The sequence below is a fragment of the Serratia sp. CY83965 genome (assembly GCF_052166375.1).
Classification (GTDB): Bacteria; Pseudomonadota; Gammaproteobacteria; order Enterobacterales; family Enterobacteriaceae; genus Serratia; species Serratia marcescens.
Genome location: NZ_JBJNOV010000004.1, coordinates 528,714 through 542,017, shown reverse-complemented (window position 1 = coordinate 542,017; position 13,304 = coordinate 528,714). Strand labels below are relative to the sequence as shown.

Sequence of the window (13,304 nt, the reverse complement as noted above, 5' to 3'; positions counted from 1 at the left end):
TTTACCGTTGAGTGGGGGCAAAACGCGCGGAAATGGGGGAGGAAAAGTGTCTGAAATAACGCTTAGCGTTTTTTTTGCACAGCAACATGAGATTTATGCAACATAAGAGTGCAACCGCATAAATTTTATTCATCCTGTGCACTATAATAATGCGAACCAATAAATAATTTAAACTTTAAAATTAATTTTAGCCGCGCCAAGGCGAAAGGTGCGCGGCTAAACAAAGGGTATTACAACAGGCCGGGGAATATCGCCTTAATGCCGGTAACGATAAACTCGATCCCGAGTGCCATCAGCAACAGACCCATGATACGGGTGATCACGTTGATGCCGGTCTGCCCAAGCAAACGCACCAACAGCGGCGCGGCGCGGAACAACAACCAGCAGCAAAAGGCGAACAAGGCGATCGCGACCGTAAAGCCGAGCAGGCTTTGCCAGTTGTGATAACGGGAACTCCACACGATGGTGGAACTGATCGCCCCCGGCCCCGCCATCAGCGGCAGCGCTAATGGCACCACGCCGATGCTCTCGCGGATCGCGCTCTCCGATTTTTCCTGTTTGTTCTGTTTGTCTTCTCCCAGCTTGCCGCTGATCATCGACATGGCGATGGTCACCACCAGAATACCGCCGGCGATGCGGAACGAATCGATGGAGATGCCGAACATCCGCAAGATCCCTTCGCCCAGGAACAGCGATGTCCACAGAATAATGGCGACCGACAGGTTGGCGGTCAGGTTGGTTTTATTGCGCCCTGCTTCCGCCTGGTAGCTCGTCATGCTGATAAACACCGGCAAGATGCCCACCGGGTTGACCAGCGCAAACAGACCGACAAAGAACTTGATAAAGCCGGAAAGATCCAACAGAGATTGGCCCACAGATGGCTCCGCGTTAAGTGCTATAAAAGGTGTGCTGCCTATGCGCGCTAATGTAATGGAATTGCCGCGGGTAATCCATCCGGCGAAAGCAGCATTTTTGACTGCCAGCAAGTTAGGCAACAAAACAAATGCCCTTTGTTAAAGTGATGTATGGCCTTTTGATTTTTTATGTTGAAAAAAGAGTCATCGATCACAGTTATTGATAATCACTCTCAACACCGCCAAGCTGAAAGGTGTCAGCTTGCACTTTTCATGATTTAGATCACAAATCAACTACCCAACAGTGGGTAAGCTCTTAGTCGTAGTCAGGGAGTAGAACAAAGTCGTTGGCAATCCAGCCGGTTCCGTTCTCTTCACTGCCTGCCCCTCCGGTTGGCGTAGGGTAAAGCTCTTTAAGCAAATCAGCAGCATGCGAAGAAATAACGCGGGAAAGCCCCGGTATTCGAATCACCGTTTATTCCCGTTATGACTATACTAGTGGCTCGCACGGCTTATTTACTGAAAGAGTTTAACATTATCAGGAGAGCATTATGGCTGTAACGAATGTCGCTGAACTGAACGAGCTTGTCGCACGTGTCAAAAAAGCCCAGCGCGAATATGCCAACTTCACTCAAGAGCAAGTGGATAAAATCTTCCGCGCTGCCGCCCTCGCCGCTGCTGATGCCCGTATCCCGTTGGCCAAAATGGCCGTGGAAGAATCCGGAATGGGTATCGTCGAAGACAAAGTGATCAAAAACCACTTCGCTTCCGAGTACATCTACAACGCCTATAAAGATGAAAAAACCTGTGGCATCCTGTCTGAAGATGACACTTTCGGTACCATCACTATCGCCGAACCTATCGGCCTGATTTGCGGTATCGTTCCTACCACCAACCCAACTTCTACCGCGATCTTCAAAGCGCTGATCAGCCTGAAAACCCGTAACGGCATCATCTTCTCGCCGCACCCGCGTGCGAAGAATGCCACCAACAAAGCCGCCGATATCGTGCTGCAAGCCGCTATCGCCGCCGGCGCGCCAAAAGACATCATCGGTTGGATCGACCAGCCTACCGTCGAGCTGTCCAACCAGCTGATGCACCACCCTGACATCAACCTGATCCTCGCCACCGGTGGCCCGGGCATGGTGAAAGCCGCCTACAGCTCCGGCAAACCGGCCATCGGCGTCGGCGCCGGCAATACGCCGGTCGTGGTAGACGAAACCGCAGATATCAAACGCGTGGTCGCCTCTATCCTGATGTCCAAAACCTTCGACAGCGGCGTTATCTGCGCTTCCGAACAGTCGGTCATCGTCGTTGACGCTATCTATGATGCGGTACGCGAACGTTTCGCTTCCCACGGCGGCTATCTGCTGCAGGGCAAAGAACTGAAAGCGGTGCAGGACATCATCCTGAAAAACGGCGGCCTGAACGCGGCCATCGTCGGGCAATCCGCACCGAAAATCGCCGAAATGGCAGGCATCAAAGTGCCGGCCAACACCAAAGTGCTGATCGGTGAAGTGAAGCTGGTCGACGAGTCCGAACCTTTCGCGCATGAAAAACTGTCGCCTACCCTGGCGATGTACCGCGCCAAAGACTTCGAAGACGCCGTCGCCAAAGCCGAAAAACTGGTCGCCATGGGCGGTATCGGCCACACGTCCTGCCTGTACACCGACCAGGATAACCAAACGGCTCGCATCGCCTACTTCGGCGATAAAATGAAAACGGCTCGCATTCTGATCAACACCCCGGCTTCTCAGGGCGGTATCGGCGACCTGTACAACTTCAAACTCGCGCCTTCGCTGACGCTGGGTTGCGGTTCCTGGGGTGGTAACTCCATCTCTGAAAACGTCGGACCTAAACACCTGATCAACAAGAAAACTGTAGCGAAGCGAGCAGAAAACATGTTGTGGCATAAACTTCCGAAATCGATCTACTTCCGCCGTGGCTCGCTGCCTATCGCGCTGGAAGAAGTGGCGACCGACGGGGCGAAACGCGCCTTCATCGTGACCGACCGTTTCCTGTTCAACAACGGCTATGCCGACCAGATCACCAAGGTTCTGAAGTCTCACGGCATCGAAACCGAAGTGTTCTTTGAAGTGGAAGCCGATCCGACGCTGAGCATCGTGCGCAAAGGCGCCGAGCAGATGAATTCCTTCAAACCGGACGTCATCATCGCGCTGGGCGGCGGTTCGCCGATGGACGCCGCGAAAATCATGTGGGTGCTGTACGAACATCCTGAAACCCACTTCGAGGATCTGGCGCTGCGCTTCATGGACATCCGCAAGCGTATCTACAAGTTCCCGAAAATGGGCGTGAAAGCGAAAATGATCGCCATCACCACCACCTCAGGCACCGGTTCGGAAGTCACGCCGTTCGCCGTCGTCACCGACGACACTACCGGGCAGAAATACCCGCTGGCCGACTATGCGCTGACTCCGGACATGGCGATTGTCGACGCCAACCTGGTGATGAACATGCCGAAATCCCTGTGCGCCTTCGGCGGTCTGGATGCGGTCACCCACGCGCTGGAAGCCTACGTCTCGGTGCTGGCGAACGAATACTCCGATGGCCAGGCGCTGCAGGCGTTGAAACTGTTGAAAGAGTATCTGCCGGCCAGCTATAAAGAAGGCGCGAAAAACCCGGTTGCCCGTGAACGCGTGCACAACGCCGCCACCATCGCCGGTATCGCTTTCGCCAACGCCTTCCTCGGGGTTTGCCACTCCATGGCGCACAAGCTGGGTTCGGAGTTCCACATTCCGCACGGCCTGGCCAACGCGATGCTGATTTCCAACGTCATTCGCTACAATGCGAACGACAACCCGACCAAGCAGACGGCCTTCAGCCAGTACGATCGCCCTCAGGCGCGCCGCCGCTACGCTGAAATCGCCGACCATCTCGGCCTGAGCGCGCCGGGCGACCGCACCGCGCAGAAGATTGAGAAACTGCTGGCCTGGCTGGACGAGTTGAAAACCGAGTTGGGCATCCCGACTTCCATCCGCGAGGCGGGTGTGCAGGAGGCGGACTTCCTGGCGAAAGTCGACAAGCTGTCGGAAGACGCGTTCGACGACCAATGCACCGGCGCCAACCCGCGCTATCCGCTGATTGCCGAACTGAAGCAAATCATGCTGGATACCTTCTACGGCCGCGAATTCAGCGAAGCGGTCGACGAGGAAGCGGCAGCTCCGGCTGCAGCCAAAGCCGCGGTAAAGAAGCCCAAGAAATAACGGTTTCGTAAACCGATAAAAAAACCCGCCAAACGGCGGGTTTTTTATTGCGCCAGAGGCGCTGCATTTCGACTCACGCCGCCAAAACGCCTCAGCGGGCTTTGGCGGCGTTTTCTCCCCTATTCCAGGGAGTGAATCGCCTCTTTATAATGCTTGCGGCAGACGGAGACATAGCTCTCGTTACCGCCAATCACCACCTGCTCACCGGCGTGCATCGCCTGGCCGTTTTCATCCAAACGCAACACCATATTGGCTTTGCGCCCACAGTGACAGATGGTTTTCAATTCCACCAGCTTATCGGCCCAGGCCAGCAAATATTGGCTGCCGGTAAACAGCTCACCGAGAAAATCGGTACGCAGGCCGTAGCACAATACGGGAATGTCCAGTTGGTCCACCACATCGCACAATTGCTCAACCTGCGCCTTGGTCAGGAACTGGCTTTCATCCAGCAGCACACAATGCACCGGCTGCTGTTGATGCTCTTGCTGAATCATGGCGTACAGCATCGAGTCGTTGTTATAGAGCTGGGCCTGCGAGGATAAACCGATGCGCGAGCTGACCTTACCTACGCCAAAGCGGTGATCGATCTCCGCAGTGAACACCAGCGTGCGCATACCACGTTCTTGATAGTTATATGAAGACTGTAGCAGCGCGGTGGACTTGCCGGCATTCATCGCAGAGTAATAAAAATAAAGTTGAGCCATGGCCCCGCAACTCCGATGGTATAAGAAATATTCAAATGTCGATTAGGACGGTAAGTGTACCATAAGCCGCCCCCCAGGCTCAGCCCAAAGCGAACGAATATTGCGTTCGCCGTAATAATGCGCTTTCAAGCGAAACATATCGTTCTGTCGGCCCGTTCTTTTTACAGCTATTTACAGGATAATGTATGCCTGTCATCACTATTAATTCTTGCTAATGGTTAACCGCGATCATTTGCCCATTAATGCATAATCACGGTTTCACCGCGGCGGGTGCCGCAACCGCAACGGCGCGCCAGTCTATTATACTCGGGGCCAATACAGGGCATTTAATCACCTTCGCTGTCCCCGACGTTTCCTGACGCAATCTTTACCTATATACCCCTATTGTTTACAATGTCTGCCTAGCCATGACGTGATTAAGCCCACAGAACCCATTGTAATATTGATATAAATTACGGCGATAACTTATCGATGAAAGCCTTGCGACACGCGCCTTTTAAAGCATGCCTGTTGAAATTTTGACTTAAGTGCGACAAGGGTAATAGTTAACAGCCCTTCCTATATTAGTCGGACAGATCCGATTAACGGTTTTTTAAAAGGTAAATTTGAGTATTCAAGTCAATTTGGCTATTGCAGAAAAGAAAATAGCGCTCTATTATTATCGAGACGCCCCCCACCAATATAATTTGAGACTAGGACAATGAGCGAAGCATTAAAGATTTTGAACAACATCCGCACTCTGCGCGCCCAGGCAAGAGAATGCACACTGGAAACGCTGGAAGAAATGCTCGAGAAACTGGAAGTTGTTGTGAACGAACGTCGCGAAGAAGACAGCCAGGCTCAAGCAGAAATCGAAGAACGCACCCGTAAACTGCAGCAATACCGCGAAATGCTGATTGCTGACGGTATCGATCCGAATGAACTGCTGCAAACCATGGCTGCCAACAAGGCTGCCGGTAAAGCAAAACGCGCAGCACGTCCTGCTAAATATCAATATAAAGACGAAAACGGCGAATTGAAAACCTGGACCGGCCAAGGCCGTACTCCTGCGGTGATTAAGAAAGCTATCGAAGAGCAAGGTAAATCTCTGGACGATTTCCTGCTGTAATAGCGATTCGGCCCGTATCTGAAAGGCTCCCTGCGGGGGGCCTTTTCATTTTAAAGCTTATCGACGTGATCCTGCCTCATCCCTTTCCTTTTAGTAAATATCCTAATTCGCATTTTGTTCCTTGCATGGGGTTCCAGCGAAAAAAAAGGGCCCTAAGGCCCCTTTGTCGCATATACCCTCGTTCAATTATTGAACCTGGTAGAATGCCTTATACCAATCAACAAAGCGCTTCACACCCTCTTCAACGCTGGTTTCCGGCTTAAAACCAATGTCACGATAAAGCTCTGCGGTATCCGCGCTGGTATCCATCACGTCGCCAGGTTGCATTGGCAGCATATTCTTGCGGGCAGTTACCCCCAAAGCCTGCTCCAACGCCGTGATATATTCCATCAGTTTAACGGGGGTGTTATTGCCGATATTATAAACATGATACGGCGCGGAACTGGTCGCCGGCGATCCCTGTTCAACGGTCCATGACGGATCTGCCTGCGGAATAACCGCCTGCAGCCGCACAATCGCCTCGGTGATATCATCAATGTAAGTAAAGTCACGGTGCATTTCACCGTGGTTATATACATCGATGCTCTCCCCCGCCAATATGGCCTTGGTAAACTTGAACAGCGCCATATCCGGACGCCCCCAGGGACCATATACGGTAAAGAAGCGTAGCCCCGTCGTCGGGAGACCGTATAAATGAGCGTAACTGTGTGACATCAGCTCATTGGCTTTTTTGGTTGCCGCATACAGTGACACAGGGTGGTCGACAGAATCTTCGGTAGCAAACGGCAACTTGCGATTGAGGCCATAAACAGAGCTGGAGGAAGCGTAAAGTAAATGCTCGACCTTATTATGACGGCAGCCTTCCAGAACGTTCAAATGACCGATCAGGTTAGCGTCCGCATAAGCCAACGGGTTGACCAGCGAATAACGCACGCCGGCTTGGGCACCCAAATGAATGACTCGTTGGAACTGATGCTCGGCGAACAATGCCGCCATGCCCTCACGATCGGCCAAATCCAGCTTGATGAAGCGGAATCCCGGCTTATCCGCCAGCCTGTCCAGACGGGCCATTTTCAGGCCCACGTCATAATAGTCATTCAGGTTATCGATGCCGATAACCTGATGCCCGGCGGTCAACAAACGCTCTGCAACGTGATAACCAATAAACCCTGCGGCGCCTGTAACCAGGAATTTCATGCCCACTCCTTAAATAACCGGTTTAATCGAGGCACCGCGGCCAATCGCATAGTAGGTAAAGCCGCGATTCGCCAAACGCTCAGGATCGTACAGGTTACGTCCATCGAAGATCACCGGCTGTTTCAACGCACTCTTGATCACATCGAAGTCCGGTGCGCGGAAATTCTGCCATTCGGTGCAGATCACCAGAGCATCGGCGCCATGCAACGCAGCCTCTTTGGTACCCATCAGCTTCAAGTCGTCGCGCTGGCCATAGATGCGCTGAACTTCGTTCATCGCTTCCGGATCGTAGGCCTGGACGGTGGCGCCGGCAGCCCACAGCTGCTCCATCAGCACACGGCTGGACGCTTCACGCATGTCATCGGTATTCGGCTTGAACGCCAGGCCCCACAGTGCGAAGGTTTTGCCCTTCAAATCGCTGCCGAAATAGTCTTTGATAAAGCTGTTCAGCTTGTCTTTTTGTTGGTAGTTGACCTGCTCTACCGCCTGCAACAGCTTCGGTTGGTAACCGATCTGCTCCGCCGTGCGGATCAGCGCCTGGACATCTTTCGGGAAGCAAGAGCCGCCGTAGCCGCAACCCGGGTAGATGAAGTGATAGCCGATGCGTGAGTCGGAACCGATGCCCTGACGCACTTTCTCGATGTCCGCGCCCAACATTTCCGCCAGGTTGGACATTTCGTTCATAAAGCTGATTTTGGTCGCCAGCATGCAGTTGGCGGCATATTTGGTCAGCTCCGCGCTGCGGATATCCATCATGATCATACGATCGTGATTGCGGTTAAACGGCTCGTACAGCTCGCGAATAGGCTCGATCACCTCTTTATTATCGGTACCGATCACGATGCGCTCAGGGCGCATGCAGTCAGCCACCGCAGCGCCTTCCTTCAGGAATTCAGGGTTGGACACCACGTCGAACGGCACGTTGCTGCCGCGTTTTGCCAGCGTTTCCGCCATCACCTGACGCACTTTGTCCGCCGTGCCGACCGGCACGGTAGATTTGTCGATCACCACTTTGCGATCGGTCATGTGCTCGGCGATGGTGCGCGCCACCGCGGTGACATATTTCAGATCGGCGGAACCGTCCTCATCCGGCGGCGTACCGACGGCGATAAACTGGATATTCCCGTGCGCCACGCCCGCTTTGGCATCGGTGGTGAAATGCAGGCGCCCGGCCTCATAGTTTTGCTGCACCAGCGGCGTCAGGCCCGGTTCAAAAATCGGGATATTCCCTTTTTTCAGGTTCTCGACTTTTCGCTCGTCAACATCGATGCACATAACGTCATGGCCAACTTCAGCCAGCACGGCGGCCTGTACCAGCCCCACATAACCAATACCAAAAACTGTTACTTTCATGTGAAAATCCTAGTTTTTCAAATTAAGACGAAAGATCAAATCACTTCTTGTCAGCGGCAACAACCTGCTGCAGCCACTGAGAAAACTCTTTGCCCAGGCTGGCATGACGCATGCCGTACTCCACGAAGGCCTGCATGTAACCCAGTTTGTTACCGCAGTCATGGCTCACGCCTTTCAGGTGATACGCTTCCACCGTTTCCTGCTGCATCAGCATTTCGATGCTGTCAGTCAGCTGAATTTCATCGCCGGCGCCTGGAGGCGTTTTCGCCAACAGCGGCCAAATATCGGCAGACAACACGTAACGACCGACAATCGCCAGGTTGGAAGGGGCTTTATCCGGCGACGGTTTCTCAACCACGCTGACCATCGGCGCGCTTTCGCCCGGTTGCAAATCAACGCCCTTACAGTCGGCTACGCCGTAGTTTCCGACATCCTTATGCGGCACGGGTTCAACCATGATCTGGCTGACGCCGGTGGCTTCGAAGCGCTGCAGCATTTCGTGCAGATTGTCTTTTTTCGGATCGGCGCTGTATTCGTCGAGGATCACATCCGGAAGCACCACCGCGACCGGTTCATCGCCCACCATCGGGTAGGCACACATAATCGCGTGCCCCAGGCCTTTGGCATTACCCTGACGAACCTGCATCACGGTAACGCCTTTCGGGCAGATCGACTGCACTTCGTCCAGCAATTGGCGCTTGACGCGTTTTTCCAGCATCGCTTCGAGTTCGAAACTGGTATCAAAATGGTTTTCGATCGAGTTCTTGGAGGAGTGGGTGACCAGCACAATCTCGTTAATCCCCGCCGCAATGCATTCATTGACGACGTATTGGATCAGAGGTTTATCAACCAGCGGCAGCATTTCTTTCGGAATGGCTTTGGTGGCCGGCAACATCCGCGTACCCAAGCCTGCAACCGGGATCACGGCTTTTCTGACTTTGCGATTTACAGCAGGCATTATTTCCTCTCTTAAAGCTAAAGCGCTCATTTTATGAGCTTGGGCTCGATATAAAAAAACCTTCGGAGTATACCAGCTTATGCGCGCCGAGCATTAACCAGAACACAAATAGAAAACATTTAGGACTATTACCCGTTCGGATAATCCGGAGAATAAATAAACGGTTTAATTACAGATAAGTAAATAGCTTAAGATCGCGCCGATCGCTGCCTGCTATTCAGCGCTGAGCATCAGTCGCAATCGGCCACCGCTGCCCCATACCTGACATTGCCAGGCGGTACAACGCTGGCTGATCTGATTCATGTAGGTAGCCCCCAGCGTCCCCAGCGGCACGCCGTTGCTCAACTGGATTTGATTGTCACCGGTATTGACGTTGGCATGCAGCCCGGCGGAAACCAGAATCAGGTTTTTATTTTCGGCGTGATAATATCCCAACAACAGAGGGAATTGACCGTCTAATTTCCCCTGCCGCAATAATTGATTAACCTGCTTTAACAATGCCGACATTTGCGGCAAACGATGCTGTTGATTAGCCAGATGGTCCTGCAGCAGCCCATTAAATAATGCGCGCAACAGCAATGCCGCCAATACGCCATTATCGCCGGCGCGCGTGACGTCCAGACAATAGAATGCCAGATCCTTTTCTGACAAGGCGGCGATATCCAGCACCAGGCCGGGATTTTCGCCGGTGGTTAACTGCCGATAGTTGATCCGGCAATGCGCAATGGTCTGCTGTACCGGCGGCTGCAGTTGCTTAAGCAGTTTGACGGCTTCGGAAGGATTTTTGCTCAACGCATCCCAGTCCTGAAACAGTTCAACCTCTTCAATCGCCTGGGAGGTGAACATATTGGGGTATAAACACGCCAGCACCGCTTCACGCAGGCGATTGAGATCGGTCAGCGGCTTGAGCAGTACATCCTGCACGCCCAACCGCAGCACCTTGGCGATGTCGGCCATCTTGTCGGTGGCCGAGATCACCAGCACCGGGATCTGCAGCCCCTGCAAACGCAGATGTTCAACAAATTCGATACCGCCCATTTCCGGCATCGCGAGATCGCACAGAATCAGATCCGGCTTGAAGTCATCGACGGCACTCAGCGCCTGTAAACCGTTGGTCGCCTCGCCGGTTTCAGCGCCCAGCGAGGTCAGATAACCGACCAGCACGGAACGAAAAACCTGTTCGTCCTCAACGATCAAGATGCGCTTGTGAGTGAGTGGTAATGCCATCAGCCGAGCCTCGTCCCTTTCCATAGTGTAATAGTGGCTCAAAAAGGTCACTTATGCTCGTCTGAAACAGACCAACTGCGCATTGCCAACCAAGAACCGAGAATTATCTATTTTTTATCAACGGCAACAACCGATCCAGTTGTTTTTCAACCGCCAGCAACCCCGCCTCGATCGCTTCATCGGCGCGGTGGAAATCCAGCGTTGAGATTTGCGGGCAAAAAGGCTGGATCAAGACATCCGGCGGATCGCTCGCCATCCGGTTGCGCTTGAGGCGATTTTCCAGCATTTGAATCGATGTGCTCATAATCTCCATCGCCGTCGGCGCCGTCGCCGGTTTGCGCTTACGCATTCTGCCGACGCGTTCCCGCAGACGCCCGCGCCAGGTAGCCGCAGGCGCATCGTTGGGGCTTTCTTCCTCGATACGTATCGAGAACAGGTCCTGCTGCATCAGGTGCGCGTCATGCTGCAGATCGACCGCGATGACGATATCGGCGCCCATGGCGCGGCAAAGCGACACCGGCACCGGATTGACCACCGCGCCATCCACCAGCCAATAGCCGTCGGCCCATACCGGCGCCAACAGGCCTGGCATGCTGCAGGAAGCGCGTATCGCCTGATGAATATCGCCTTCGGTCAGCCACAGCTCACGCCCGGTGCTGAGATTGGTCGTCACGGCACCGAACTTCAACGCACAATCGGCGATATCATTGATCTTCAGCAGCTGTCCGACAGCGTTAAACACCCGCTCGCCGCGCAACAGGCCGCCGCGCTGCCAGGAAAAATCCATCAGGCGAATCACGTCCCAATAGCTGAACGATCGCACCCACTGCTCCATCGCCGGCAGGCGATGGCTGGCGAACGCGGCGCCCACCAACGCGCCGACAGAGCAGCCGGCAACGATATCGACCTCAATCCCCAGCTTCTTTAACGCATTAATCACGCCGATGTGCGCCCAGCCTTTAGCCGAGCCCGCTCCCAGCGCCAGTCCGATCTTGATTTGCCGCATAGCGCCATCCTCTCGGTAAACGGTGTTCCCTGCTTTCAGGGTAGATTGTCACTGACGAATATTGTTAGGTAACATATGCGCTAAATTCATTTTCAGCCTCGTTTTATCAGGAGTCATTTTGCCCGAATCATGCCCATGCGGCAGCGGACTGGCGTATAACGCGTGCTGCGCCCCTTTTATCAGCGGCAGTCAGCCGGCGCCGACGCCCGGCCAACTGATGCGTTCACGCTTCACCGCCTACGTGAATCATAACGTCGACTATTTGATCGCCACCTGGCACCCCGACTGTGGCGCCGAAGCGTGGCGCAATGCAATCGTCGACAGCTTTAAGAATACCGAGTGGCTGGGCCTGACGATCGTGGAAGAGAAAGCCGGTCATGAGCCGGATGAAGGCTTCGTCGAATTCATCGCCCGTTTCACCGATGGCGAAAGCGGCGAACCGCAGGCGATGCATGAGCGCTCGCGCTTCCTTCGTCGCGATCAACGTTGGTATTATATCGACGGCACCAAACCCCAGCCCGGCCGAAATGCGATGTGTCCCTGTGGCTCAGGGAAAAAATACAAGAAGTGCTGCGGGCGCTAGCCGGCCGGCGCTTCACGTTTACGCCTGCGCAGACAGGCCGTTCAGTATCAGACAGGATCCTCAAACCCATGCCGCACCAAAATGTACAACGGAAAGTGTTACGCACCATCTGCCCGGACGCCAAAGGGCTGATCGCCAAGATCACCAACATCTGTTACAAGCACGAACTCAATATCGTCCAGAACAATGAGTTCGTCGATCACCGCACCGGGCGTTTCTTCATGCGCACCGAGCTGGAAGGCATTTTCAACGACAACACGCTGCTGGCCGATCTGGACAGCGCCCTGCCGGAAGGTTCGCTGCGTGAACTGCACAGCACCGGGCGCCGGCGCATCGTGGTGCTGGTCACCAAAGAGGCGCACTGCCTGGGCGATCTGTTGATGAAAAGCGCCTATGGCGGCCTCGACGTTGAGATCGCCGCCGTAATCGGCAACCACGACACGCTGCAATCGCTGGTGGAGCGTTTCGATATTCCTTTCCATCTGGTGAGCCACGAAGGCTTGACGCGCGAACAGCACGACCGCGAAATGACGGCCAAGATCGATCAATATCAGCCGGATTACGTGGTGCTGGCCAAATATATGCGCGTGCTGACTCCGGCCTTCGTGCAACATTATCCGAATCAGGTAATCAACATTCACCATTCGTTCCTGCCGGCGTTTATCGGCGCGCGGCCTTATCACCAGGCCTACGAGCGCGGGGTAAAAATCATCGGCGCCACCGCCCACTACGTTAACGACAATCTCGACGAAGGCCCGATCATCATGCAGGACGTGATCCACGTCGATCACACCTATTCCGCCGAGGATATGATGCGCGCCGGCCGCGACGTGGAGAAAAATGTGCTCAGCCGCGCCCTGTATCAGGTGCTGGCGCAGCGCGTCTTCGTCTACGGCAACCGCACCGTTATTCTGTAATCGTTCAATAAATCGGTGCATTTCGTTCAGGGATGCACCGCCAAGAATAAAAAAACGGCAAACGATTCATTTTCTGCATTTCAATACTTTACACATCCGCTTCATTTGATATGATGCGCCCCGCTTACCGAGACAGCGCTCTCGCAAGCAAGGCCAGTTAAATAGCCATGTAT

General features: G+C 54.0%; 11 protein-coding genes. 4 read left to right on the top strand and 7 right to left on the bottom strand.

Annotated elements, in window-relative coordinates:
* Positions 1–230 precede the first annotated feature (230 nt).
* The gene (locus ACJ8PL_RS13500; RefSeq protein WP_015378089.1) at positions 231–875 is read right to left on the bottom strand and encodes a YchE family NAAT transporter; all 645 of its coding nucleotides are present in this window, start codon (positions 873–875) and stop codon (positions 231–233) included.
* Positions 876–1,405: 530 nt separating this feature from the next.
* On the opposite strand from ACJ8PL_RS13500, the gene adhE reads away from it, so the two are divergent.
* On the top strand, positions 1,406–4,078 hold the full coding sequence (gene adhE / locus ACJ8PL_RS13495; protein ID WP_016927492.1) for a bifunctional acetaldehyde-CoA/alcohol dehydrogenase: 2,673 nt from the start codon (positions 1,406–1,408) through the stop codon (positions 4,076–4,078).
* 119 nt (positions 4,079–4,197) lie between these two features.
* On the opposite strand, the gene ACJ8PL_RS13490 is transcribed toward adhE, so the two are convergent.
* Positions 4,198–4,782, bottom strand: a complete 585-nt coding sequence (locus ACJ8PL_RS13490) for a thymidine kinase (RefSeq protein WP_015378091.1) — start codon at positions 4,780–4,782, stop codon at positions 4,198–4,200.
* A gap of 700 nt (positions 4,783–5,482) precedes the next feature.
* On the opposite strand from ACJ8PL_RS13490, the gene hns reads away from it, so the two are divergent.
* Entirely contained in the window at positions 5,483–5,890 is a 408-nt protein-coding gene (hns, locus tag ACJ8PL_RS13485; protein ID WP_004932170.1) for a histone-like nucleoid-structuring protein H-NS, read from the top strand.
* A 186-nt stretch (positions 5,891–6,076) separates the two neighbouring features.
* Here hns and ACJ8PL_RS13480 read toward each other — a convergent pair whose 3' ends face one another.
* The 5 genes from ACJ8PL_RS13480 to rssA all read right to left on the bottom strand — a co-directional run bounded on the left by ACJ8PL_RS13480 (position 6,077) and on the right by rssA (position 11,631).
* A complete protein-coding gene (locus tag ACJ8PL_RS13480; protein WP_016927491.1) occupies positions 6,077–7,087 on the bottom strand; it encodes an NAD-dependent epimerase in 1,011 nt (336 codons plus the stop codon).
* Positions 7,088–7,096: 9 nt separating this feature from the next.
* Positions 7,097–8,440: a UDP-glucose dehydrogenase family protein gene (locus ACJ8PL_RS13475; RefSeq protein WP_028127468.1), complete on the bottom strand. Its 1,344-nt coding sequence runs from the start codon at positions 8,438–8,440 to the stop codon at positions 7,097–7,099.
* Between the two features lie 40 nt (positions 8,441–8,480).
* The gene (gene galU, locus ACJ8PL_RS13470) at positions 8,481–9,398 is read right to left on the bottom strand and encodes a UTP--glucose-1-phosphate uridylyltransferase GalU (RefSeq protein WP_015378094.1); all 918 of its coding nucleotides are present in this window, start codon (positions 9,396–9,398) and stop codon (positions 8,481–8,483) included.
* Positions 9,399–9,611: 213 nt separating this feature from the next.
* A complete protein-coding gene (gene rssB, locus ACJ8PL_RS13465; protein WP_004932178.1) occupies positions 9,612–10,625 on the bottom strand; it encodes a two-component system response regulator RssB in 1,014 nt (337 codons plus the stop codon).
* 103 nt (positions 10,626–10,728) lie between these two features.
* Entirely contained in the window at positions 10,729–11,631 is a 903-nt protein-coding gene (rssA, locus tag ACJ8PL_RS13460; protein ID WP_016927487.1) for a patatin-like phospholipase RssA, read from the bottom strand.
* A gap of 118 nt (positions 11,632–11,749) precedes the next feature.
* Here rssA and ACJ8PL_RS13455 point away from each other — a divergent pair, with 118 nt between their 5' ends.
* Both ACJ8PL_RS13455 and purU read left to right on the top strand, forming a co-directional pair.
* Positions 11,750–12,214 carry a YchJ family protein gene (locus ACJ8PL_RS13455; protein ID WP_016927486.1) on the top strand — a complete coding sequence of 155 codons (465 nt, stop codon included), beginning with the start codon at positions 11,750–11,752 and terminating at the stop codon, positions 12,212–12,214.
* Positions 12,215–12,282: 68 nt separating this feature from the next.
* Positions 12,283–13,131 carry a formyltetrahydrofolate deformylase gene (gene purU, locus ACJ8PL_RS13450; RefSeq protein WP_016927485.1) on the top strand — a complete coding sequence of 283 codons (849 nt, stop codon included), beginning with the start codon at positions 12,283–12,285 and terminating at the stop codon, positions 13,129–13,131.
* The last annotated feature ends 173 nt before the right edge of the window (positions 13,132–13,304 follow it).

Coding starts and splice junctions, on each gene's coding strand:
- galU (WP_015378094.1), bottom strand. CDS start 9,398: ATGCCTGCTGTAAATCGCAAAGTCAGAAAAGCCGTGATCCCGGTTGCA.
- ACJ8PL_RS13480 (WP_016927491.1), bottom strand. CDS start 7,087: ATGAAATTCCTGGTTACAGGCGCCGCAGGGTTTATTGGTTATCACGTT.
- purU (WP_016927485.1), top strand. CDS start 12,283: ATGCCGCACCAAAATGTACAACGGAAAGTGTTACGCACCATCTGCCCG.
- rssB (WP_004932178.1), bottom strand. CDS start 10,625: ATGGCATTACCACTCACTCACAAGCGCATCTTGATCGTTGAGGACGAA.
- ACJ8PL_RS13490 (WP_015378091.1), bottom strand. CDS start 4,782: ATGGCTCAACTTTATTTTTATTACTCTGCGATGAATGCCGGCAAGTCC.
- rssA (WP_016927487.1), bottom strand. CDS start 11,631: ATGCGGCAAATCAAGATCGGACTGGCGCTGGGAGCGGGCTCGGCTAAA.
- adhE (WP_016927492.1), top strand. CDS start 1,406: ATGGCTGTAACGAATGTCGCTGAACTGAACGAGCTTGTCGCACGTGTC.
- hns (WP_004932170.1), top strand. CDS start 5,483: ATGAGCGAAGCATTAAAGATTTTGAACAACATCCGCACTCTGCGCGCC.
- ACJ8PL_RS13475 (WP_028127468.1), bottom strand. CDS start 8,440: ATGAAAGTAACAGTTTTTGGTATTGGTTATGTGGGGCTGGTACAGGCC.